The organism is Roseateles sp. P5_E1, from assembly GCF_054049335.1.
This window is the reverse complement of the sequence record NZ_JBFUMN010000005.1, coordinates 164,245-186,407: the sequence shown is the minus strand read 5'-3', so window position 1 is coordinate 186,407 and position 22,163 is coordinate 164,245. Positions and strand designations below refer to the sequence as shown.

Below are 22,163 nucleotides of genomic sequence, written 5' to 3'. Positions count from 1 at the left end.
TTATTCCTCAACGGCCTTGGCCCTGGCCGCCAAAAGCCGCGGTCCGAACAGGTTGATTGCCAGACCGGCCAGCACCAGGGCTGCCGCGATGAGCTTCCAGGCCGGCAGCGGCTCGCCCAGCAGCACCGCAGCCGAACCCATGCCGAACACCGGTACCAGCAGCGCCATGGGCACGATGCGCCCGGCCGGATGGCGGGCCAGCAGCCAGCTCCAGACACCATAGCCGAACAGCGTGTTGCCGACCGACTGCCACAGCACCGCCGTCCAGGTGCCGAGGTCCGACGCCGCCAGGCCCGCGGCCATCTGCTGCGGCCCGTCGATCAGCAGCGCCAGCAGCAGCAGCGGCGGCACCGCGAAGGCGCTGCTCCAGACGACGTAGGCGAGCATGTCGATGCGGCCGGCGCGCTGCGTCAGCAAATTGGCGCAGGCCCACGAGAAGGCGGCCGCCAGCACCATGGCGATGCCCACCGCCGTGGTGGTGCCGTCGGTGTGCGAGGCGATGACAACAATGCCGCTGGCTGCCAGCACCAGCCCCAGCCATTGCGCGCCCAGCACCTTCTCCTTGCGGATGCGCACCGCCAGCAGCAGCGTGAAGAACACCTGGGTCTGCACGACCAGCGAGGCCAGCCCCGGCGAGATCTGGCTGCGCATGGCGAGATACAGCAGGCCGAACTGGCCCACGCCGATGAGGATGCCGTAGCCCGCCAGATTGCCCCAGCCCACCTGCGGCCGGCGCAGGAAGAAGCAGGCCGGCACCAGGGCGAAGCTGAAGCGCAGCACGGCCAGCGTCATCGGCGGCAGCGTGTGCAGGGCGTATTTGATGACGACGAAATTGCTGCCCCAGATCGCCACGACCGCCAGTGCGAGCAGGAAATGGCGCAGCGGCAGGGTCTGTGCGGAGGGGGATGACATGGAGGCAGTCTAGGCGGAGGCACTTCTACAATTTTTGCCATGGATTTCCTCGTTCCCGCCACGGCGCTGGCCGGCCTTGAAGCGGCCGCGCAGGGCGGCGAGGCGGCAGCGCTGGCCGAGTTGGCCTGGCAGCTGCGCCAGCGCGACAGCCGCCGCGCGCTGGCCCTGTGTGAGCAGGTTCTGGCCATGGCGGGTCTCACGCCTTCATTGCAGGCCCGGCTGGCGCTCTCGCGTTGCGAGATCGCCGCCCTGCAGGGGCGGCTCGACGAGGCCGAAACGCAGCTGGCGCAGGCTCGGCGCAGCGGCGGCGGGGCCACGCTGGAGGGTGATGCCTTGCTGGCCGAGGCCGTCGTCGCCAAGGCGCGCGGCCAGCGCGAGCGCGAGCTGGGCGCCTATGCCCGTGCTGCGGCCTGCCACGCACGCGGGCCTGACCCGCGCCGCCAGGCCATCGCCCGCGCCTGGCTGGCCTACGAGCAGTCCTTCGCGACGCCAGCCGATGCGGACGCACCCGCGGCCGAGCCCGCTGCGGCTGCCTTTGCCGACGCTGCGCTGGCACTGCCGCTGTCCCGCCGCGACCCGGCGCGCGCAGCGGCGCTCTTCCTGCGTGCGGCCGATGCGGCCCGCCACTGGGGCCTGCTGCGGCACGCCCTGGTCTGCACCATCAATGCCGGTACGGCCCTGCAGGGCCTGGGCGAGTTTGACCGCGCAGCTGCCTGCTACGACCAGGCGACGCTGGAATCGCGCGCGGCCGGTTGGCCGGCCTTGATCGGCGCCTGCGAGACGCGGCTGGGCGCGCTGCTGAAGGAGATCGGCCGCCTCGATGAAGCGCTCGTGCTGCTGGGCGACGCGCTGGCCTCGCTGGCGGGCGTGCCGCCTGGCATCAACAAGGCCAACGCCTGTGCCGAACTGGCCCAGACGCTGCTGGCCCTGGGCCGCGGCGTCGAGGCGGTCGGCCCCATGACCGAGGCGATCGCGATGTACCGCGCGGTGCGCTCTACGGACAACCTGACGGTCAACCTGCTGGGCCTGGCGCGGGCGCTGTCGGCGGCAGGCCAGGTGGACGCGGCGCAGGCTGCGCTGGATGAAGCGGAGCAGCTGATCGCACGCCATGGCTTCAACGCGCTGGTCGTCGGCGTGCAGGAGGCGCTGACCGAGATCCACCGCCGGTACCCGCACCTGGCGCCGCCGCCCGGCCTGGTGTTGCCAAACGCGACGCTGCACCACGGCGAGGCGACGCTGGCCGAGGGGCTGAAGATCGTCGGCTGGAAGGCGCCGGCCTCCCTGCACGTAGCCCTGGCCGAGGACTGGGCCGCGGCCGGCGACATGGGCCGGGCCTATGGCCATGCCCGCCAGGCCCTGGCGCTGAAGGACGGCGAGACCGAGCGCATGCGGCTCAGCCAGACGCCGGCGGCGCTGCGCCGCGGCGCCGTGCCGCAGGGCGCGGGCGCAACGGCCGCCGAGCGCCTGCTCAGCCCCAAGGAGCGCGAGGTGCTGGTGCTGGTGGCGCGCGGCTACGCCAACAAGGAAATCGCCACGGCGCTGGCGGTCAGCGACGAGACGGTCAAGTCGCATCTGAAGAAGATCTACGCCAAGCTGGAGGCCGGCTCGCGCAAGCACGCGGTGACGCGAGCGCGGGCGCTGGGAGTCATCGGCGTGGCGGGCTGACCGGGTTTTTCCTCCCCGCGCTCGCGGGTCCCCCGCCGCGGGGGATGGGCGGGGTCGGGAGGCGGCCGCACAGTGCCCTCACCCCGGACAAGACGACCACGAGCCCGGGCTGGCGGCATGAGCGCGGGCCCTGGGTTGGCGGAGCGCTGTCCGCCCGCAAACCCAACCGCTTTTCGCCATGAACCGAGAACCCCTTTCCGCGCTGCGGCGCCTGGCCCTGCTGGGCGGCCTGGCCGCCTTGCTGGCGCCAGCCGCACACGCCACCCAACTGGTGCACCAGAACCTCAAGCAGATGATCGCGGCCGCCGACGTCATCGTCAGTGGCGATGTCGCCAAGGTCAGTGACGGCATCGACCGCGGCGTGCCGTTCACGGAAGTGACGCTCAAGGTCAAGGGCAGCGTCAAGCGTGAGCTGGCGACGGACAGCAGCTACCGCTTCCGCCAGTACGGCCTGCTGAAGAACCGCCGCATGGCCGATGGCAAATACCTGCTGGCCACACGCATCGAGGGCCTGCCGGGCTGGACGGTCGGCGAGAAGGTGACCGTCTTCATGAACAAGCCCTCGGTCCGCACAGGCCTGACCAGCCCGGTGGGCCTGGCCCAGGGCAAGCTGACCGGCAGCGGGCCGAAGCTGGCCAATGCCTTCGACAACCGCGGCCTGTTCCAGGGCATGAGCGTGGACCCGGCCGTGCTGAGCCCGCTGGAGGCTGAGATGCTGGCCCGCAACAGCGGCGCCGTCGACGGTGGCGTGCTGAACCAATTGGTCAAGCGCGCGGTGCGCGAAGACTGGATCGCCAAGGGAGTGATGCGCTGATGAACGCCTTCCTCAAATTCCCGCTGGCCGCGCTGTTCGCGGCGGCTTCCCTGGCCCAGGCCGCCGGCCCGCTGCTGCTGACCGAGCACCCGCGCAACCCGCAGCCGCTGCGCTGGGACACGAGCAAGCCCATCCAGGTCTACACCGACATCGGTCCGCTGACCCACCGCGACAACGGCACGGAGTTCCTCAGCAACACTCAGGCCGACAAGATCACCGCCTTCGCGCTGAAGCAGTGGAGCGATGTGCCGACCTCGACCTGGAAAGCCGTCACCGACCCGGCCAAGTTCAAGAAGTTCAGCCAGCTCGCGGGCGTCGGCGTGGACGTGAAGGACGGCGAGACCGCCAAGCGCGTCTATGGCCAGGCGCTGGAGGGCGGCATCTACGTCATCTACGACCAGCGCGGCCAGGTCATCGAGGAGTATTTCGGCGTGCCCAAGGACCAGGTGCTGGGCATCGCCTTCGCCGAGATCGCCGAGGACCGCGACGGCGACGGCTACCCCGAGACCATCGTCAAGGCCACGGCCGTCATGAACGGCTATGTCGTGCCGCATGAGCCGTTGGACCCAGACCAGCCCTGGATGCCGCCGCCCGACATCGACGGCAAGCGCATCGCCGGCGTGTTCACGCACGAGTTCGGCCACGCCATCAACCTGTCGCACTCGCAGGTCAACGGCACCATGGCCTATTTCAGCCACCCCTACTACTACGAGGCTTTCCCGGGCGTGCCCGGCTGCGTGCCGGCCCTGCATTCCTGGCGCGACGACGATCCGGCGGCGAAAAAGATCGACCCGAAGTACATCGAGACGATGTTCCCCTTCATCGACCCGACCTTCCCCGATGCCAACGGCCGCAACGCCGGTTACGAGCAAAGTACGGTGGACCGCAGCGACGACATGGCGGGCATCTCCGACCTCTACCCGAGCGCAACCTACCTGAAGACGCGCGGCTCGGTGGCTGGCACGCTGTTCCTGAAGGATGGCCGCACGCCCTATGGCGGCATCAATATCGTCGCCCGCAACGTTGCCGACCCGCTCGGCGACGCGATCTCGGCGATGAGCGGCGACAAGACGCAGGGCCTGGTCGGCCCCGACGGGCGCTTTCGCATCAACAACCTGAAGCCCGGGCAGAAGTACGTGCTCTACCTGGAGGAGATCGTCGCTGGCGGCTATCCGACGACGCCGACCGCCCTGGTCTCCGAGGCCGAGTACTGGAACAGCAACGAGCAGTCCAACGCGGCCAACGACCGCGCCTGCACGGCCAGCGCGATCACGGCCGAGGCGGGTGTCACCAAGACGGCCAACTTCTACTTCAATGGCTACAAGGACGGCGTGCAGTACACGCCCATCGTCTACGGCTTCCTGGGCAGCATGTCCAAGGACGGTGAGCGCGCGGCGGGCTGGATCGACAACAAGCCCTTCGTCTGGGACTCGCGCAGCGGTGTTGAATGGGCGCCGGACGGTGTTGCGGGCGTCAACACCAGCATCACGCGCGACGGCCGCAAGCTCATCGTGCAGGCCGACCTCAACGGCAACGTCATCGGCACCGATGGCGAAGGCCAGCCGGTGAAGACCAACTCGGCCACGATCTGGGACACCCGCACCGGCGGCCTGACCGACCTGGGCAACCTCAACCGCGACCGCTGCGGCGGCAGCAGCCAGATCGGCGTCAGCAGCAGCTACGGCTGGGCGCTCGATTCGACCGGCCGCACGGCCGTCGGCACGGCCTATGTGGACCGCAATGGCGATGGCAGCTGCGAAGGTGGCTGGTCCGGCGACGCCRCCATCGGCGGCGARGTCATCCCCTTCATCTGGACGGCGGGCCGTGGCATGCGGGCGCTGAGCCTGGACGGCGTGGACCTGAGCGCCGAGCCCTGGCACCGGGCGCATGCGGTGTCGTCCGATGGCCGCGTGGTGCTGGGCAACAGCAACTTCATGAAGGCCTATGCCTGGATTGACGAGGGCAAGCCGATCGACCTCTACAAGGCCGTCGGTGCCATCGACGGCTATGCGATGACGCCCGACGCTGGCCGCGTGGCGCTGAACACGGAGCGCGACGGCGTCGTGTTCTGGAATGCCAACAAGGGCAGCAAGGCCAGCGCCTTCACGAAGTTCAGGCAGATGCAGTGGTGTGTGGACATGCCGCTGCTGGGCCTGGACGTGACCTGCGAGAGCGAGGGCGCCGCAGCCATCCAGCAGCAGTTCGGCGCCATCCCCGTGCAGGTGGCCGACATCAGCGACGACGGCAAGATGATGATCGGCTCGGCCGGTGTCTGGTTCAGCGGCCTGCGCGGCGTGCTGTGGCTGGAGGACATCGGCTGGATCCAGCTCAGCGACTTCTTCCGCACCCAGGGCGTGGCCGAGGCCTATCGCTACGGCCTGGACGGCCCGGCGTCGATGAACGCGGCCGGCAACGAGATCGTCGGCGGCATCCCGGGCTACCCGATGAGCTGGTATGTCGACCTGAAGAAGGCCTTCGTCTGCAAGCATGGCAACTCGACCGAGGTCGGTTTCCCGAGCGAGTTCGTCGACGAAGTGAAGCAGGGTGCCCGCATGGGCCGCTGCGAGCATCTGCGGCACTCCGACCGCTAGTCGATGCAGGTGCGGTTGCGCCCTTCCGCCTTGGCCTTGTAGAGCAGGCGGTCGGCGCGCTCCAGGGTCTGGGCCAGGGTGTCGCCGCGGCGGTGCCCGGTCAGGCCGATGGAGACGGTGATCGCCACCTGCTTGTCGTCACCAATGTCGATGCGCAAGGCGGCGGTCTGTTGGCGCAACCTCTCCATGCCGGCCACGGCCGGCGGCATGGCGGTGTCGGGCAGCAGCACGAGGAACTCCTCGCCGCCCCAGCGCGCCAGCACGTCGGTGCCGCGCATGGCGGTCTGGCCGCCCTGGGCGAAGGCGCGCAGCACGGCATCGCCGGCCGCATGGCCGTGCTCATCATTGACGCGCTTGAAGTGGTCCAGATCGACGAGGGCGATGCAGAAGTCGTGGGGGTGGCGAAGCGATCGCAACAGCTCCTGGTCCATCAGCGCCTGCACCTGGCGGCGGTTGGGCAGGCCGGTCAACTCGTCACGCGTGGCGATGGCCTGCAGCTGGGCCAGCGCCCGGGCCAGCTCCTCGCGCTGCTCGGAAAGCCGGCGGCGGATGCGGCTCAGCCGCGCCGTCAGCACGGCCACGGCGGGCAGCATGCAGGCCAGCATGACGAAGTGGCCGAACTCGACTTCGGGTGGGTAGGTCGCTGGCTGGAGCCAGGCCATGGTGCCCATGACCATGGCGAACAGCGCGAGTGCAAAGAAGCTCAGCACATAGGCGCTGCGCGCGCGCAGCTGGAACATGCCGAACATCAGGATCAGCGTCAGCACCGGGAAGGCGCCGCCGCGCAGCAGCCCGGCCTGCGCATAGCCCAGGGCCGCGCAGCTGATCGCGAAGCCGATCTGTACGCTGGTCAGCGAGGGGTCGGTGAAGCGCCGCGACCAGCCGCTGCGGATGGCGGCATAGATCAGCGCCATGCCGCCCAGGGAATAGGCCGCCCAGCCCCACAGCACCGGCCCGAACTCGCCGCCGTTGACCTTGATGGCGTAACACAGCATCACGGCGCTGATGCCCATCAGCGCCATCGCGAGCGAGGTCTGGCGCAGCCGCAGGCGCTGGGCTGGTTCGCTGCCCAGCCACAGGTCGCCGAGCCGACGGAGGTACGACGCCGCCATGGCGCTAGCCTACCGCGCCAGCGGCGCCGGGGCACTGTCCGCCTGCGTCCTTGTTCGAGCCTTCAGCCCACGTAGCCGGTCTGCAACGCTTGCGCCCAGTCGGGCCGGCCGTTGCGCGCGGCCAATGTGGCCATCGCGCCGTGGTCATAGGGCACCGCGTGCTGGGCACAGTGCCAGGCGCCGTCGAGCTTCTCGACGATGGCGTAGGTCGCGTCGGGCGTGCCGCGCTCGACGACATAGCGCTCCGGCTCATCGTCCACATAGGCCTGCAGGCCGACGCTGCCGGGGTTGACGAGGACCTGGCCGGCGGCATTGCGCAGAAAGCGCGGCAGATGGCTGTGGCCGCAGGCGATGAGTGCGCTGCGTTGATCGCCCAGGCGCTCGGCGATCTCGGCGGCCGTGGCCAGGCCGAGTACGCCGCCGCGCGGGGTTTCCAGGAAGTGCTCGCAGTCACTGCGTGGCGTGCCGTGGCACAGGAAGATGTCCGGCGCCCATTGCCACATCGGCTGCAGGCTGCGCAGCCAGTAGAGCTCCGGCGTGCCGAGCGTGGACAGCGCATAGCCGTCGGAGGCGCCACCGGCGTCGGGCTGCCATTCGAGGATCTGGCGTTCGTGGTTGCCGGCCAGGATGGGCCAGCCCGAGGCCATCAGGAACTGCGCCGTCTCGCGCGGCAGCAGCGGGCCGGAGAGGTTGTCGCCCAGGCACAGCACTTGGTCGGCGCCGCGGCGGCGGATGTCGGCGGCAACAGCTTCAAGGGCTGGCAGATTGCCATGGATGTCTGAGACGAGGGCGATGCGCATGGTCTCGAGACTAGCCGCCCAAGTGACCGAGAGGCAACACGCCGCTGGCCTTGACCTCACCAAGCGAGAAGCTGGTGTGGATGTCTTTCACGTTGGGCAAGTTCAGCAGCGTGTCGATGGAAAAGCGCGAGAAGGCGTCCAGGTCGGTCGCCATGACCTGCAACTCGAAGGTGCCGGCGCCCGAGATGTAGTGGCAGGCGATGACCTCGGGCAGCTGGCGGATGGCGTCTTCCAGCGGCTTGGTGGCGGCGCCCGCGCTGCGCTCGGCGTCCACGCGCACAAAGGCCAGCACGCCCAGGCCCAGCTTGCGGCGGTCGATCTCGGCGCGGTAGCCGGTGATGTAGCCCTGGTCCTCCAGCCACTTGACGCGCCGCCAGGTCGGCGCGGCCGACAGGCCGATGCGCTGGGCCAGTTCGGCGTTGGACAGGCGAGCATCGGCCTGCAACTCGGCCAGGATGGCGATGTGGTGGCGGTCGAGGGCTTCGGGAGTGGCGCTGGAATCGACGACTTGAGAACTCATGGTTTGCCCTGATCGGCGAAGTGGCGATGCAATTGGAAGCGAATTTGGCAGATCTGAGCAAGAAGATTGCCAGGGTGGCTGGTTTCGAGCGCAATTGAGAAAGCACTGCTCGCCCCCATTTCCCTACACTGATCGGTCCGGCCATACTGGCCCATGGCCCGCGCGCCTGCCTCACAAGGGCTGGCCTCTCGGGTCGCCATTCAGGAGCTCCCACTGATGAACGCCCCGCTGCCCGAACACATCCTGCGCGCGCTGCAGACTGTCTCCCTCGACGACAAATACGCGCTTGATAGCGGCCGTGCCTTCATGAGCGGCGTGCAGGCCCTGGTGCGGCTGCCGATGCTGCAGCGCACGCGCGATGCGATCGCCGGGCTGAACACGGCAGGTTTCATCAGCGGCTACCGCGGCTCGCCGCTGGGCACGTACGACCAGGCGCTGATGGCGGCCAAGAAGCATCTGGCCAAGCAGAACATCGTCTTCCAGCCCGGCGTCAACGAGGAACTCGGCGCGACGGCCGTCTGGGGCACCCAGCAGCTCGACCTCTTCCCCGAGAAAGCCAAGTTCGACGGCGTCTTCGGCCTCTGGTACGGCAAGGGCCCGGGCGTGGACCGCTGCATCGACGTGTTCAAGCACGCCAACATGGCCGGCACGAGCAAGCACGGCGGCGTCATCGCCATCGCGGGTGACGACCACATCGCCAAGAGCTCGACGGCCGCACACCAGAGCGACCACGTCTTCAAGGCGGTCGGCTTCCCGACCTTCTTCCCGAGCAGCGTGCAGGACATCCTGGACATGGGCCTGCACGCCTTTGCGATGAGCCGCTTCTCGGGCGTTTGGGCGGGCATGAAGACGATCCAGGAGATCGTCGAATCCTCGGCCTCGGTCAGCGTCGACCCGGATCGCGTCAACATCATCCTGCCGGAAGACTTCCAGATGCCGGCCGGTGGCCTGCACATCCGCTGGCCGGACCCGCCGCTCGAACAAGAGTCGCGGATGATGAATTACAAGTGGTACGCAGCGCTGGCCTACATCCGCGCGAACAAGCTGAACTACAACGTCATCGAGGGTGCCAACGACCGCTTCGGCCTCATCACCAGCGGCAAGGCCTTCAACGACACCCGCCAGGCGCTGCACGACCTGGGCCTGGACGACGACACCTGCCGGCGCATCGGCATCCGCCTGCACAAGGTCAACGTCGTGTGGCCGCTGGAAGCGCAGATCACGCGTGACTTCGCCAAGGGCCTGCAGGAGATCCTGGTCGTCGAAGAGAAGCGCCAGATCATCGAATACCAGGTCAAGGAAGAGCTCTACAACTGGCGTGCCGACGTGCGCCCCAATGTGCTCGGCAAGTTCGACGCCGGTGACGGCGGCGAGGGCGGCGAGTGGAGCGTGCCCAACCCGAGCGAGCACTGGCTGCTGCGCCCGCAGGCCGACCTGACGCCGGCCATCATTGCCCGCGCCATTGCCAAACGCCTGAAGAAGATCGGCGTGGACAGCGACATCGCGGCCCGCCTGGACGCGCGTCTGGCCATCATCGACGCCAAGGAAAACTCGTTGAAGGCCGAGGAAAAGACCGCCGGCGGCGCCGACCGCACGCCCTGGTTCTGCTCCGGCTGCCCGCACAACACCAGCACCCGCGTGCCCGACGGCTCGCGTGCGGTGGGCGGCATCGGCTGCCACTACATGGTCACGTGGATGCCCGGCCGCAACACGGCCACCTTCACGCAGATGGGCGGCGAAGGCGTGCCCTGGGTCGGCCAGGCGCCGTTCACCGACGAGAAGCACATCTTCTCCAACCTGGGCGACGGCACCTACTTCCACAGCGGCAGCCTGGCCATCCGCCAGAGCATCGCCGCAGGTGTCAACATCACCTACAAGATCCTCTATAACGACGCGGTCGCGATGACCGGCGGCCAGCAGGTCGGCGAGCGGCCCGAGGGCCACACCGTCATCCAGATCATGAACAGCGTGATCTCGGAAGGGGTGAAGAAGCTGGTCATCGTCACCGACGAGCCCGAGAAGTACGAAGGCGTGGCCCTGGCGCCGGGCGTCACCGTGCATCACCGCGACGAGCTGGACGAGATCCAGCGCCAGTTCCGCGAGCTCGAAGGCACCACGGTCATCATCTATGACCAGACTTGCGCCACCGAGAAGCGCCGCCGCCGCAAGCGAGGCAAGCTGGTGGACCCGGCCAAGCGCGTCGTCATCAACGAGCTGGTCTGCGAGGGCTGCGGCGACTGCTCCGTGCAGTCCAACTGTCTGAGCATTGAGCCGGTCGAGACCGACTTCGGCCGCAAGCGCCAGATCAACCAGAACACCTGCAACAAGGACTACTCCTGCGTGAAGGGCTTCTGCCCGAGCTTCGTCACGGTGGAAGGCGGCGAGCTGAAGAAGCCCAAGAAGGAAGCGCGCAAGAGCCCCTTCGACGCCGCGCTGGCACCGCTGCCCATGCCCATCGTGCCCAACCCCGAGAAGGCCTGGGGCATCGTCGTCGGCGGTGTCGGCGGCACCGGTGTCATCACCATCGGCCAGTTGCTGGGCATGGCGGCCCACCTGGAAGGCAAGGGCGTCATCACGCAGGACGCCGCGGGTCTGGCGCAGAAGGGCGGCGCGACCTGGAGTCACATCCAGATCGCCAACAGCCCGGAAGCGATCTTCTGTACCAAGGTCGGCACCGCCGAGGCCGACCTCGTCATCGCCTGCGACGCCATCGTCGCTGCCAACAAGGCCACGCTGGCCGTCATGCGCGAGGGCCGGACCTATGTGGCGTTGAACACGCATGGCTCGCCGACGGCGACGCTGGTCAATGACGCCAACTGGAGCTTCCCCGGCGCCGCCTGCGAGCAGGCCGTCGGCAATGCGGTGGGCCGCGATCACCTCGGCTCCTTCGACGCCGAGGAAGTGGCCGTCAAGCTGGTGGGCGACTCGCTCTACACCAACCCGCTGATGCTCGGCTATGCCTGGCAGCAGGGTCGCATCCCGCTGAGCTACGACGCGCTGATGCGCGCCATCGAGCTCAACGGCGTGCAGATCGACAACAACAAGATCGCCTTCGAATGGGGCCGTCGCTGTGCGCAGGACCTGAAGAGCGTGCAGGCGCTGTATGCCGCGCAGCAGGTCATCCAGATGGTCAAGCGCCAGGGCGTCGACGAGCTCATCACCAAGCGCGTGGACTTCCTGACCGGCTACCAGAACGCCGCCTACGCGGCCGAGTACAAGGCCTTCGTCGACAAGGTGCGCGCGGCCGAAGCCAAGCTGGGCGGCACGACCAAGCTGACGGAAGCGGTCGCGCGCTATCTGTTCAAGCTGATGGCCTACAAGGACGAGTACGAGGTCGCCCGCCTGCACACCGACATGGGCTTTGCCGAGAAGGTGGCCGGCATGTTCGAGGGCAACTACAAGCTGGTGCATCACCTCGCGCCGCCGCTGCTGGCCAAGAAGAACAACAAGGGCGAGCTGGTCAAGCAGCCGTTCGGCCAATGGATTCGCCCCGCCTTCGGCCTGCTGGCCAAGATGAAGGGCCTGCGCGGCACGGCTTTCGACATCTTTGGCCACACCGCGGAGCGCAAGATGGAGCGCCGCTGGATCGCCGACTACCGCGCCGGTGTCGACAAGGCGCTGGCCGGCCTGACGACCGAGAAGCTGGCCGATGCGGTTGAGCTGGCCCGCGTGCCGGAAGACATCCGCGGCTACGGCCACGTGAAGGAGCGCCACGAGAAGGCCGCCCGCGCCAAGTGGGATGCGCTGCTGGCCAAGTTCTGACCGCGCGCAGCGCTTTGCCGTTCAGGGCCTGATCGTGGAGTGCTGCAGCACGATCAGCCAGCGACCGTCGATGCGCTGATAGGCAAAGCTGTAGCGCGCCGGCCGCGTCTTGGTCTGGCCTTCGACCTGCTCGCTGAACTCGTATTGGCCCGACCGCACCGCCGTGTCGCCGAACAGCTGCAGGTTGCCAACGATCCAGCGCATGCGCGCCGTCGGCCGTTGCGCCATCTGCTCGAAGAACACCGGCAGTGCAACGCCGTCCAGCGGCACGGCCGTGTATTCGTCGTCGGTGATCAGCGCGCCCGGGGCATACAGCTGCTGGAGCCGTCGTGGGTCGCGGCTGTTGTAGGCGTCCTTCCAGTCTTCCAGTGCCTGCATCAGGTCGTTGGCGCAGTTGCTGCCGGGCTGGTCGCAACGCAGCGGCGGTGACACGACCACCGTGCGCTTCGTCGTGCAGCCGCTGCCGGCCAGCATCAGCAACAGGCATGTCGCCGCAGCGAGCACGCGGCGCATCTTGTTGATCATTGCCATGTTCAGCCCCCCTGCGTTGTGGTGCGAATTGTGAATCTGCCCGTCGCGGGGCAATCCCTGAACGGGGCCGCGTCCGGGGGTGCCTAGACTGCGCCCTTTCCAACAGGGAGAACCAATGAAGACGATGCTGCGCGGCCTGCTGGCCGCTGTCGGCCTGCTGCTGAGCCTGTCCACACAGGCCGCCGACGCCCCACCCGAGAACGCTGCCTGGACCGAGGCCAAGGCCGCGGCCAAGGAAGGCCCGGCCGACGTCGCCATCGCAGGGCAGGCCACGCTGCACCTGCCGGCCGGCCGCATCTTCATCCCCCAGCCCCAGGCCGGCAAGCTGCTGACCGCGATGGGCAACCCGGGCGAACACACCGAACTGGCCGGCCTCATCTTCCCCAAGGGCGACGGCGAATGGTTCGCCACGCTGCGCTACATCGCCTCCGGCTACGTGAAGGACGGCGACGCCAAGGAGTGGAAGGCCGATGACCTGCTGGCCAGCTACAAGGAAGGCACCGAGGCCAGCAACGACGAGCGCCAGAAGATGGGCGTGGCGCCCATCGAGATCACCGGCTGGGCCGAGCCGCCGGCCTATGAAGCGACCCAGCACCGCCTCGTCTGGGCGATGAGCTCCAAGGAAAAGGGCGCGCCGGCCGACGCGGGCCAGGGCGTCAACTACAACACCTATGCGTTGGGCCGCGAGGGCTATCTGAGCCTGAACTTCATCACCGACCTGAAGGACCTGCCGGCCCAGAAGCCCGATGCGAAAGCCTTGCTCGGGGCGCTGGAGTTCGACAAGGGCAAGCGCTACGAGGACTTCGATTCGGCCACCGACCATGTCGCCGAGTACGGCCTAGCGGCCCTCGTCGTCGGCGTGGGTGCCAAGAAGCTCGGCTTGCTGGCGGTCATGTTCGCTTTCGTCGCCAAGTTCGCGAAGATCATCTTCATCGCGGTCCTCGGCTTCGGTGCGGTCATCACCAAGTTCTTCAAACGCGACAAGCCCACGGCCTGATGTTCAAGCTCCTTGCGTTGCTGTTCACGGGCGCCAAGTTCGGCAAGCTCTTCGTCACCGGCGGCAGCATGCTGGTGTCGCTCGTCGTTTACGCATGGATCTACGGCTGGCGCTATGCGGCAGGCTTCATCGCGCTGCTCTTCGTGCATGAGATGGGCCACTTCATCGCGGCGCGCTACAAGGGCCTGAACGTCGGCGCGCCGACCTTCATCCCCTTCGTCGGCGCCTGGGTCGAGTTGAAGGATATGCCGCACGACGCGCAGACCGAGGCTTTCGTCGGCCTGGCCGGGCCGATGCTGGGCACGGTCGGCGCCACGGTCACCTATCTGATGGCGCGCAGCTGGGGCGCCGACTGGCTGCTGGCCGTGTCCTACAGCGGCTTCTTCCTGAACCTGTTCAACCTGATCCCGATCTCGCCTTTCGACGGCGGCCGCATCACGGCCGTGCTGTCGCCGCGCATCTGGCTGCTCGGCGCGCCCATGCTCGTGGCGCTGTTCTTCTGGCGGCCCAGCCCGATGCTGATCCTGATGGCCCTGCTGGCCTGGCCCCAGCTCATCAAGGCCTGGCGGCATCGCAGCGACAGCCCCGAGGCGCAGACCTATTACGCCGTGCCCGCGGCCGTGAAGTGGGAGTACGCGACCTACTACCTCGTGCTGGCCGCCTACCTTGCCGTCATGTGCCACGACGTGCACGAAATGCTGGCCGTCGTGCGCGGCTGACACGAGCAGGCGGGTTGGCCTCGGGGCGCACTACGATCCAGCCGCACCCCGTGCCCGGAGTTCCCCATGACCCGCACCCGCCTGCTGCTGGCCTTGTGCCTGTCCGCCCTGCTGGCGTCACCAGCCAGCGCGGAACGGCAGCTGCGCGCCTGTGCCCATCCGGCCGCCCAGCCGATGAGCTGGGAGCAGCAGGGCCGGCTGCACGGCGTCTGCGTCGAGGTCGCGCGTCGCGCCTTCGCTGCCGCCGGATGGACGCTTGCCGTCGAACCGGTCGGGCCCTGGTCCCGCTGCCAGGCCCTGGTCGAGCGCGGCGAAGTGGACGTGATGGTCTGCGCCTTCGACACCCCCAAGCGGCGCGGGTACGCCGTGGTCGTGGAGCCGGCGCTGGCACGCAATGAGGGCGCACTCTTCGTGCGGCGGGACAACCCGCTGCGCTTTGAGGGCTGGACCGATCTCGCCGGCCTTCGCATCGGCGTGGGCCTGGGCGTCAGCCTGGGAACGGAGGTGGACCAGCAACTTGCCCATCATGCCCTGGTGGACAACGCGCTCAGCGAGGAGCTGAACCTGCGCAAATTGCTGCTGGGCCGCCTGGATGCGGTTGCCACGGCGCGCGAATCGGGCGAGCAACTGTTGCGCGCCGTGGGCTGCGAGCAGGAGGTGCGCGTGCTGCCGCGTGGCCTCGGCGCGGCAGGGCTGTACCTGCAGATATCGCGGCAATCGCCGGGCGTGTCGGCCGCCGCGCAGGTGCGGGACTATCTGCTGCAGCCCGGCTACGCAGCCGAACTGCAGCAGCTGCATCGCCAGCAGGCCGAGCTCTATCGTCAGCAAAATCCGCCGCGCGAACTGGGGCGCTGCGGGCGCTGAGGCTGCCGGGCAAGCGAGGCTTCACCAGTCAAGTGCCGTCGTCGCGCGGCGCCGGCCTAGACTGGGCCGCACCATGCGCCAGGATGATGCCGACCCCGCCGCCGCTCCAGCCCGCCGCTGACCGCCGCAGGTGGCTGGGCCTGCTGCTGGCGGTGCTGGGCGCCATCGGCTTCTCGGGCAAGGCCATCATCGTCAAGCTGGCCTACCGCCATGGCGTCGACGCGGTCACGCTGCTGATGTGGCGCATGCTGCTGGCCCTGCCGTTCTTCCTCGCGATGGCCTGGTGGGCCGGGCGCGGCAAGCCGGCGCTGACGCGTCGCGACTGGCGCGACATCGGCGTGCTCGGCTTCACCGGCTACTACCTGGCGAGCTACCTCGACTTTGCCGGCCTGGCCTACATCACGGCCAGCCTGGAGCGGCTGATCCTCTACCTCAACCCGACGCTGGTGCTGCTGCTGTCGGTCGTCTTCTTCCACCACCGGCTGCAAGCGCGGCAGGTCATTGCGCTGGCCATCAGCTATGCCGGCGTCGTGGCGGTGTTCGCGCATGAACTCAGCTTCCAGGGGTCCGACACGGCGCTCGGGGCGGCCCTGGTGTTCGGCAGTGCCGTCAGCTATGCCGTCTATCTGGCGCTGTCCGGCAAGGTCGTGCAGCGCCTGGGCTCGATGCGGTTGGCAGGCCTGGCCAGCAGCGTGGCCTGCGTGCTGTGCATCGCGCAGTTCGCGTTGCTCAAGCCCGCCTCCGCCTTCATCGTGCCCGAGCCGGTGATGTGGCTGTCGCTGCTGAATGCCACCGCCTGCACGGTGGCGCCGGTGCTGATGGTGATGCTGGCCATCGCCCGCATTGGCGCACCGCTGTCATCGCAGGTCGGCATGGTCGGGCCGATGAGCACCATCCTGATGGGCTACTTCATCCTCGGCGAGCCAATGAACGGCTGGATCGCGGTCGGGACCATGCTCGTGCTGGTGGGAGTCTTCCTCACCACTCGCCCGCGGTGATTTGGGCCGAGCGCTGGGCCGCTCCCGAGCCGGCCCGTCAGGCGATGTGCTTGCGGCTCAATGCCGCAAGCATCGCCGTCCCCTCGGGGGACCGGCTGGGCACGCCCGCGTTCAGCGCGGCGTGACTGGACGAGGGGCGGACATCACCTTCCGTAGAGGTAGCCCGGCAGCCACAGCGTCATCTCCGGCCACACGTACATGAACACCATGCACAGGATGACGATGAGCATGTAGGGCATCATGCCCGCGAAGATCTGGTTCAGCGTCACATGCGGCGGGCTCACCCCCTTCAGGTAGAAGGCCGACATGGCCACCGGCGGGCTCAGGAAAGCGGCCTGCAGGTTCACGAACACCAGCACGCCCCACAGCATCGGGTCGATCTGGAAGTGCGCCAGCAGCGGCAGGAAGATGGGCACGAAGATGACGATGATCTCGGTCCACTCCAGCGGCCAGCCCAGCACGAAGATGATGGCCTGCGACAGCAGCATGAACTGCAGCGGCGTCAGGTCCATCGACAGCACCCAGCGCTCCACCAGCGCCTGCCCGCCCAGCAGCGCGAACACGGCCGAGAACAACGCCGAGCCGACGAAGAGCCAGCAGACCATGGCCGTCGTCTTGGCGGTCAGGAACACCGCCTCGCGGGTCTTCTTGAAGGTCAGCGAGCCGGCCTGCCAGGCCATCAGGAAGGCACCTGCCGCACCCACTGCGGCTGATTCGGTGGCGGTGGTGATGCCGAACAGGATGACGCCCAGCACCACCAGCGTCAGGATGCCCAGCGGCATCACCGACGACACCAGCATGGTCAGGATCTCGTACTGCTCGGCGTCGAAGCGCCAGTAGTACCAGGCCAGCAGCAGGGCCGTCAGCACGCAGACGATGGCGAAGCCCGTGTAGAAGTTCTTCGGTACGGCCTCGGGTCGGGGTGCTTCGCTGACTGCGCCACCCATGCGCTGCAGCGGCTCGTCGGCGGCGGGCTTGGCTGCGCCCGGTTCGGCCAGGGCACCGGGCGGTTCCTGCAACCCGCCGCTGGCCCCTGGCGGTTCGGCCAGGCCGCCCGATGGGCTCGGCGGCTCCTGCAGCCCGCCGGGTGCGGCCGGCGCATCCAGCTTCTGCATCGCCGCGGGCGCACTGACCTCGGTCTTTTGCGTGTAGTCGGTGACGTACCACCAGGTCGTGCCGAGGCAGACCAGGGCCAGCCACACGGGTACCAGAGCGCGAAGCAGGCTGGCCAGCAGCCGGCCCCAGCCCATGGGTGCGCCTGAAGGGGACAGCACCGCCTTCAGCAGTGCCCACAGCATGCGCGGCGAATAGCGATCGGCCAGTGCGGCGATGGCCGGCGAGATCGGTGCGCGCTGCTGCTCCGGCGGCAACTGCGGCGCGACCTTCGGGTTGATCATGCACCAACCGATCACGTAGACCAGGTACAGGAAGGCCAGGAAGAAGCCCGGGAACATCGCCGCTGCGTAGAGCTTGACGACCGACTGCCCAGCCACGGCCGCGTAGACGATGATCATCACGGAGGGCGGGATCAGGATGCCCAGCGTGCCGCCGGCCGTGATGACGCCCGCGGCCAGGCGCGTGTCGTAGCCGGCCTTCAGCATGGGCCGCATCGCGATAACGCCCATCAGCACGACGACGGCGCCGACCAGGCCGCTGGCGATGCCCCAGAAGGTGCAGATGACCAGCGTCGTGACGGCCAGCGAGCCGGGCAGGCGGCGGAAGGCCAACTGCACGCTGTGGAACATCTTGTCCACCAGCGCGCCGCGCTCCATCACATAGCCCATCAGCACAAACAGCGGTATCGACAGCAGCGTGTCGTTGTTCATCGCGCCGTAGGCGCGCTGCACCATCAGGTCGAAGATGCGGTTGTCCAGCCAGGGCTGGCCGGGGTCGTAGAAGGCGACGAAGCCGAACAGCATGCCCAGGCCCATCAGCGTGAAGGCCGTCGGGAAGCCCAGCAGGATGACGACCACGATGAGGCTGAGCATGGTCAGGCCGAGGGCGGCGTTACTCATGCGGGTTGCCTCCAGTGGTGCTGCGCTGGCGCGCGATTTCGTCGATGCTCTTGGTCCGTTCGATCGCCTCGCGGGCCGCGTCGGCGTCGACGTGCGTGCTGGCCGCCAGCTGCTGCTCGACGACGTCGATCTCCTCGGCGTCGCGCAGCCGTGGCGTCCACGCCCCCGTGCGGATGCAGACGATGCAGCGCAGGATCTCGGACAGGCCCTGCAGCATCACCATCGCGCCGGCGATCGGGATGATGGCCTTGAAGGGGTAGACCGGCAGCGGCGTGGCGTTGAAGGTGGTCTCGTGGATGCGCAGCGAGTCGCCGAAGTAGGTCCAGCCGCTCCAGGTCAGCGCGCCGATGCCGGGCAGGAAGAAGACGACGTAGAGCACGAGGTCCAGCCAGGCCTGGGTGCGCGGCTGCATGCGCCCGTAGAGGAAGTCGCCGCGCACATGGCCGTCGTGGGCCAGCGCGTAGGCGCCGCCCATCATGAACAGCGTGCCGTAGAGCATGTTGCTCGCGTCGAAGATCCAGGCCGTCGGCATGTTCAGCGCGTAGCGCTTGAACACCTCGGCCACCACCATCAGCATCAGCACGACGATCAGCCAGGCGGAGGCCTTGCCGACCCACGTGCTGATGCCGTCGACGGTGTGAAGAATCTTCTGCAAAGACATACGAGCCTTCAAGCAATGACACTGTTTCCAGCGACCGAGCGAAGCCGGTGGATCCGGCTTTGCCGGTCCACCTGGCTTGCCCCTTGAGGGGCGGCCGTCAGGCCGTAGGGGTGGGCCTATTTCTTGGCGAAGTAGTGGTTCCAGGCCATCTTGAAGTCGACCAGGTAGTCGTTCTGCCATTGGCCGGCACGCAGGGCGAAGGCACGCTGGCTGTCCAGCACCTTCTTGAAGTGCGGGTTCTCGGCCGACTTCTTGGCGATCACCTTGTCCCAGGATTCGAGCTGGTTGCGCAGGATGGCGTCCGGCGTCTTGTAGAAGGCCACGCCGCCCTTCTTCATCTCGGCGTAGTCCTTGGAGTTGCGGTCGATGGCCTTCCAGCTCATGTCGGCGCTGGAAGCCTGCACCGCGTAGTCGATGATCTTCTTCAGTTCGGCCGGCAGCGCGTTGTACTTGCCCTTGTTGAACAGGATCTCGAACTGCTCGGTGCTCTGATGGAAGCTCTGCAGCATGCAGTTCTTGGCCACGTCGGGGAAGCCGAGGATGCGGTCGCTGGTGGCGTTGTTGAACTCGGCCGCATCGATGAGGCCGCGGTCCAGCGCCGCGACGATCTCGCCGCCCGGCAGCGGGTTCACGGCCGCACCCTGCTCGGTGTAGAGGTCCACCGCCAGGCCCACGGTGCGGAACTTGACGCCCTTCATCTGGTCCAGGTTGGCCACCGGCTTCTTGAACCAGCCATAGGGCTGGGTCGGCATCGGGCCGTACAGGAAAGACACCACTTCCATGCTGATGGACTTGTAGATCTCCTCCAGCAGGGCCTCGCCACCGCCGTAGTTGTGCCAGGCCAGCAGCATGTTCGGATCCATGCCGAAGCCCGGGCCTGAGCCCCACAGCGCCAGCGCCGAGTTCTTGCCGTAGTGGTAGGCCACCACGCCGTGGCCGCCGTCCAGCGTGCCCTTGTTGACGGCCTCGAGCAGCTGGAAGGCCGGCACCACCGCGTTGGACGGCAGCACCTCGATCTTCAGGCGGCCGCCGGCCATGTCGTTGACCTTCCTGGCGAAGTCCTGGGCGTACTCGTGGAAGATGTCCTTGGCCGGCCAGGTCGACTGGAAGCGCAGGCTGACGGTCTCCGCTTTCGAGATCATGGGGGCTGCCAGGGCGGCGCCCCCGGCCGTCGTGGCCGCGGCCGTCTTGATGAAACGACGGCGAGCGCTGGGTTTCTGGGTCATGGGCTGTCTCCAATGGATGTTTTGAATGCGCCTCCAACAGAACCTGCGGCCGGGCGCGTGCCGCTGAGGCTGAGTCTGGCTGGGCGCAGTCGGTGCGCAACTGGGTCAAACCCACGGGATTGCACGCACCACCCCCGAGCCGTTCAAAATCGCTGAACATTGGCGACAACGCCAATGAACCGCTCCCCCCTCTGCCGGGAACACACTGCGAACCCATATGAGCCCTGCCACCCGCTACACCCCCATCGCCATCGCGCTGCACTGGCTGCTGGCGCTGGCCATCGTCGGCGCCTTCAGCGTGGGCCTGTACATGACCAGCCTGCCGTTCTCGCCGACACGGCTCAAGCTCTACAACTGGCACAAATGGGCCGGCGTCACCATCCTGACGCTGTCCGCCTTGCGCCTGCTGTGGCGCCTCACCCATCGCCCGCCAGCCGACATCCCCATGCCGGCCTGGCAGCTGCGCGCCGCCCATGTGACGCACAACCTGCTCTATGTGCTGTTCTTTGCCGTGCCGCTGTCCGGCTGGGCCTACAGCTCGGCGGCGGGCTTTCCCATCGTCTGGTTCGGCGTGCTGCCGCTGCCCGACTTCGTGGGCAAGGACAAGGAACTCGCCGAGACGCTGAAGCTGGTGCACCACTTCGCCGCCTACGGCCTGGGCCTACTCGTCGCCGGCCATGTCGGCGCCGCCCTCAAACATCACTTCATCGACCGTGATGGCCTGCTTGCCCGCATGGGCCTGGGTCGCAACTGAACCGCACCTGAAAGGACTTCATGAAACGCCTGATCTCCGCCCTGCTGATCGCCACCAGCGCCCTGGCCGCCCAGGCCGCCACGCTGCAGCCCGAGAAGAGCGACCTCAGCTTCACTTTCAAGCAGATGGGCGTGCCGGTGGACGGCAAGTTCAAGAAGTTCGAAGCCCAGCTCGATTTCGACACCAAGAAGCCCGAGGCCGGCAAGATCGCCTTCACGGTGGACCTGGGTAGCGTGTCCCTGGGCGACGCCAGCTTCGACGCCGAGCTCGCCAAGACGCCCTGGTTCGACACCAAGCGCAACGGCAAGGCCACATTTGTGTCCAGCGGCATCAAGCCCACCGGCCCCGGCAAGTACGACGTGGCCGGCAAGCTGAGCATCAAGGGCGCCAGCCGCGATGTCGTCGTGCCCCTCACGCTGGCCTCTGGCGTGGCCAGCGGCAGCGTGGCCATCAAGCGCCTGGATTTCAAGATCGGTGACGGCGAATGGGCCGACACGTCGATGGTCGCCAACGACGTGACCGTGAAGTTCAAACTGTCCTTTTCCGGCATCTAGCCGGCCTGTAACCTCCCACCCCTCTCTTCCCACCCCCCGGAGACCTTCACGATGAAGAATGCCCTGTTGCTTGCCACCCTGATCGCCGCCGCTGGCGCCGCTCAAGCCCAAAGCGCCACCTACGCCATTGATCCCAGCCACACCGCGGTCACCTTCGAAGCCAAGCATTTCGGCACCAGCACGCTGCGCGGCCGCTGGGACAAGAAGGAAGGCACGGTCACGCTGGACAAGGCCGCCAAGACCGGCAAGGTCGAGTTCACCATCGACATGGCCTCCCTCACGACCGGCACGGCCCCGTTCGACGGCCACCTGAAGAGCAAGGACTTCTTCGCCGTCGAGGAGTTCCCGACGGCCAAGTTCGTCGGCGACAAGTTCAGCTTCAACGGCGACAAGGTGGCCAGCGTCTCCGGCGAGCTGACGCTGCGCGGCAAGACCAACCCGGTCACGCTGACGGCCACCAACTTCAACTGCTACGAGAACCCGCGCCTGAAGCGCGAGGTCTGCGGCGGCGACTTCGAGACCACCATCCAGCGCAGCCAATGGGGCATCGTCTATGCGATGCCGGCCGTCACGCCCGACGCCATCCGCCTGCTGGTCCAGGTCGAGGCCATCAAGCAGTAATCTGCCTGCCGACGCCCTCTGCAAGCCCGCCTCTGGCGGGCTTTTTG

19 protein-coding genes are annotated in these 22,163 nt (G+C 67.7%); 11 read left to right on the top strand and 8 right to left on the bottom strand.

Annotated features, from left to right (window positions below; all coding sequences use genetic code 11):
• Positions 1 to 888: an EamA family transporter gene (locus ACXJKJ_RS07980; RefSeq protein ID WP_457321094.1), complete on the bottom strand. Its 888-nt coding sequence runs from the start codon at positions 886 to 888 to the stop codon at positions 1 to 3.
• Positions 889 to 951: 63 nt separating this feature from the next.
• On the opposite strand from ACXJKJ_RS07980, the gene ACXJKJ_RS07975 reads away from it, so the two are divergent.
• The 3 genes from ACXJKJ_RS07975 to ACXJKJ_RS07965 all read left to right on the top strand — a co-directional run bounded on the left by ACXJKJ_RS07975 (position 952) and on the right by ACXJKJ_RS07965 (position 5,982).
• A complete protein-coding gene (locus ACXJKJ_RS07975) occupies positions 952 to 2,577 on the top strand; it encodes a LuxR C-terminal-related transcriptional regulator (RefSeq protein ID WP_457389721.1) in 1,626 nt (541 codons plus the stop codon).
• A gap of 178 nt (positions 2,578 to 2,755) precedes the next feature.
• A complete protein-coding gene (locus tag ACXJKJ_RS07970) occupies positions 2,756 to 3,391 on the top strand; it encodes a hypothetical protein (protein ID WP_457389720.1) in 636 nt (211 codons plus the stop codon).
• The gene (locus ACXJKJ_RS07965; RefSeq protein WP_457389719.1) at positions 3,391 to 5,982 is read left to right on the top strand and encodes a hypothetical protein; all 2,592 of its coding nucleotides are present in this window, start codon (positions 3,391 to 3,393) and stop codon (positions 5,980 to 5,982) included. Before ACXJKJ_RS07970 ends, ACXJKJ_RS07965 begins: the two co-directional genes overlap by 1 nt.
• Here ACXJKJ_RS07965 and ACXJKJ_RS07960 read toward each other — a convergent pair.
• From ACXJKJ_RS07960 to ACXJKJ_RS07950, 3 genes are all read right to left on the bottom strand, one after another.
• Complete coding sequence (locus tag ACXJKJ_RS07960) at positions 5,979 to 7,094, bottom strand: diguanylate cyclase (protein ID WP_457389718.1); 1,116 nt, start codon at positions 7,092 to 7,094, stop codon at positions 5,979 to 5,981. The two genes, ACXJKJ_RS07965 and ACXJKJ_RS07960, sit on opposite strands and share 4 nt — an antisense overlap.
• A gap of 62 nt (positions 7,095 to 7,156) precedes the next feature.
• Positions 7,157 to 7,894, bottom strand: coding sequence for a metallophosphoesterase family protein (locus ACXJKJ_RS07955; protein WP_457389717.1), 738 nt, complete (start codon positions 7,892 to 7,894; stop codon positions 7,157 to 7,159).
• A 10-nt stretch (positions 7,895 to 7,904) separates the two neighbouring features.
• Complete coding sequence (locus ACXJKJ_RS07950; RefSeq protein WP_056191761.1) at positions 7,905 to 8,414, bottom strand: Lrp/AsnC family transcriptional regulator; 510 nt, start codon at positions 8,412 to 8,414, stop codon at positions 7,905 to 7,907.
• A 216-nt stretch (positions 8,415 to 8,630) separates the two neighbouring features.
• Here ACXJKJ_RS07950 and ACXJKJ_RS07945 point away from each other — a divergent pair, with 216 nt between their 5' ends.
• Positions 8,631 to 12,176 (top strand): indolepyruvate ferredoxin oxidoreductase family protein, encoded by a 3,546-nt coding sequence (locus ACXJKJ_RS07945; protein WP_457389716.1) that lies wholly within the window; start codon positions 8,631 to 8,633, stop codon positions 12,174 to 12,176.
• A 21-nt stretch (positions 12,177 to 12,197) separates the two neighbouring features.
• On the opposite strand, the gene ACXJKJ_RS07940 is transcribed toward ACXJKJ_RS07945, so the two are convergent.
• Complete coding sequence (locus ACXJKJ_RS07940; RefSeq protein ID WP_457389715.1) at positions 12,198 to 12,707, bottom strand: DUF4440 domain-containing protein; 510 nt, start codon at positions 12,705 to 12,707, stop codon at positions 12,198 to 12,200.
• 115 nt (positions 12,708 to 12,822) lie between these two features.
• Here ACXJKJ_RS07940 and ACXJKJ_RS07935 point away from each other — a divergent pair, with 115 nt between their 5' ends.
• From ACXJKJ_RS07935 to ACXJKJ_RS07920, 4 genes are all read left to right on the top strand, one after another.
• Positions 12,823 to 13,704 (top strand): DUF2167 domain-containing protein, encoded by an 882-nt coding sequence (locus ACXJKJ_RS07935; protein ID WP_457389714.1) that lies wholly within the window; start codon positions 12,823 to 12,825, stop codon positions 13,702 to 13,704.
• Positions 13,704 to 14,423, top strand: a complete 720-nt coding sequence (locus ACXJKJ_RS07930) for a site-2 protease family protein (RefSeq protein ID WP_457389713.1) — start codon at positions 13,704 to 13,706, stop codon at positions 14,421 to 14,423. Before ACXJKJ_RS07935 ends, ACXJKJ_RS07930 begins: the two co-directional genes overlap by 1 nt.
• A 66-nt stretch (positions 14,424 to 14,489) precedes the next feature.
• The gene (locus ACXJKJ_RS07925) at positions 14,490 to 15,287 is read left to right on the top strand and encodes a substrate-binding periplasmic protein (protein WP_056191770.1); all 798 of its coding nucleotides are present in this window, start codon (positions 14,490 to 14,492) and stop codon (positions 15,285 to 15,287) included.
• Positions 15,288 to 15,370: 83 nt separating this feature from the next.
• Positions 15,371 to 16,285, top strand: coding sequence for a DMT family transporter (locus ACXJKJ_RS07920; protein WP_457389712.1), 915 nt, complete (start codon positions 15,371 to 15,373; stop codon positions 16,283 to 16,285).
• 143 nt (positions 16,286 to 16,428) lie between these two features.
• On the opposite strand, the gene ACXJKJ_RS07915 is transcribed toward ACXJKJ_RS07920, so the two are convergent.
• From ACXJKJ_RS07915 to ACXJKJ_RS07905, 3 genes are all read right to left on the bottom strand, one after another.
• Entirely contained in the window at positions 16,429 to 18,300 is a 1,872-nt protein-coding gene (locus tag ACXJKJ_RS07915; RefSeq protein WP_457351214.1) for a TRAP transporter large permease subunit, read from the bottom strand.
• Positions 18,293 to 18,961 (bottom strand): TRAP transporter small permease subunit, encoded by a 669-nt coding sequence (locus ACXJKJ_RS07910; RefSeq protein WP_457389711.1) that lies wholly within the window; start codon positions 18,959 to 18,961, stop codon positions 18,293 to 18,295. Before ACXJKJ_RS07910 ends, ACXJKJ_RS07915 begins: the two co-directional genes overlap by 8 nt.
• 116 nt (positions 18,962 to 19,077) lie before the next feature.
• Positions 19,078 to 20,187, bottom strand: coding sequence for a TRAP transporter substrate-binding protein (locus tag ACXJKJ_RS07905; protein WP_457389710.1), 1,110 nt, complete (start codon positions 20,185 to 20,187; stop codon positions 19,078 to 19,080).
• Between the two features lie 217 nt (positions 20,188 to 20,404).
• Between ACXJKJ_RS07905 and ACXJKJ_RS07900 the strand changes: the two genes are divergently transcribed.
• From ACXJKJ_RS07900 to ACXJKJ_RS07890, 3 genes are read left to right on the top strand one after another with little or no spacing between them, the layout of a single operon-like run.
• Complete coding sequence (locus tag ACXJKJ_RS07900; protein ID WP_457322853.1) at positions 20,405 to 20,941, top strand: cytochrome b; 537 nt, start codon at positions 20,405 to 20,407, stop codon at positions 20,939 to 20,941.
• Between the two features lie 20 nt (positions 20,942 to 20,961).
• Entirely contained in the window at positions 20,962 to 21,495 is a 534-nt protein-coding gene (locus tag ACXJKJ_RS07895; protein ID WP_457389709.1) for a YceI family protein, read from the top strand.
• Positions 21,496 to 21,546: 51 nt separating this feature from the next.
• Positions 21,547 to 22,116, top strand: coding sequence for a YceI family protein (locus ACXJKJ_RS07890; RefSeq protein ID WP_056191784.1), 570 nt, complete (start codon positions 21,547 to 21,549; stop codon positions 22,114 to 22,116).
• Positions 22,117 to 22,163 lie beyond the last annotated feature (47 nt).

Coding starts and splice junctions, on each gene's coding strand:
- ACXJKJ_RS07975 (WP_457389721.1), top strand. CDS start 952: ATGGATTTCCTCGTTCCCGCCACGGCGCTGGCCGGCCTTGAAGCGGCC.
- ACXJKJ_RS07970 (WP_457389720.1), top strand. CDS start 2,756: ATGAACCGAGAACCCCTTTCCGCGCTGCGGCGCCTGGCCCTGCTGGGC.
- ACXJKJ_RS07960 (WP_457389718.1), bottom strand. CDS start 7,094: ATGGCGGCGTCGTACCTCCGTCGGCTCGGCGACCTGTGGCTGGGCAGC.
- ACXJKJ_RS07955 (WP_457389717.1), bottom strand. CDS start 7,894: ATGCGCATCGCCCTCGTCTCAGACATCCATGGCAATCTGCCAGCCCTT.
- ACXJKJ_RS07950 (WP_056191761.1), bottom strand. CDS start 8,414: ATGAGTTCTCAAGTCGTCGATTCCAGCGCCACTCCCGAAGCCCTCGAC.
- ACXJKJ_RS07945 (WP_457389716.1), top strand. CDS start 8,631: ATGAACGCCCCGCTGCCCGAACACATCCTGCGCGCGCTGCAGACTGTC.
- ACXJKJ_RS07940 (WP_457389715.1), bottom strand. CDS start 12,707: ATGGCAATGATCAACAAGATGCGCCGCGTGCTCGCTGCGGCGACATGC.
- ACXJKJ_RS07935 (WP_457389714.1), top strand. CDS start 12,823: ATGAAGACGATGCTGCGCGGCCTGCTGGCCGCTGTCGGCCTGCTGCTG.
- ACXJKJ_RS07930 (WP_457389713.1), top strand. CDS start 13,704: ATGTTCAAGCTCCTTGCGTTGCTGTTCACGGGCGCCAAGTTCGGCAAG.
- ACXJKJ_RS07925 (WP_056191770.1), top strand. CDS start 14,490: ATGACCCGCACCCGCCTGCTGCTGGCCTTGTGCCTGTCCGCCCTGCTG.
- ACXJKJ_RS07920 (WP_457389712.1), top strand. CDS start 15,371: ATGATGCCGACCCCGCCGCCGCTCCAGCCCGCCGCTGACCGCCGCAGG.
- ACXJKJ_RS07915 (WP_457351214.1), bottom strand. CDS start 18,300: ATGAGTAACGCCGCCCTCGGCCTGACCATGCTCAGCCTCATCGTGGTC.
- ACXJKJ_RS07910 (WP_457389711.1), bottom strand. CDS start 18,961: ATGTCTTTGCAGAAGATTCTTCACACCGTCGACGGCATCAGCACGTGG.
- ACXJKJ_RS07905 (WP_457389710.1), bottom strand. CDS start 20,187: ATGACCCAGAAACCCAGCGCTCGCCGTCGTTTCATCAAGACGGCCGCG.
- ACXJKJ_RS07900 (WP_457322853.1), top strand. CDS start 20,405: ATGAGCCCTGCCACCCGCTACACCCCCATCGCCATCGCGCTGCACTGG.
- ACXJKJ_RS07895 (WP_457389709.1), top strand. CDS start 20,962: ATGAAACGCCTGATCTCCGCCCTGCTGATCGCCACCAGCGCCCTGGCC.
- ACXJKJ_RS07890 (WP_056191784.1), top strand. CDS start 21,547: ATGAAGAATGCCCTGTTGCTTGCCACCCTGATCGCCGCCGCTGGCGCC.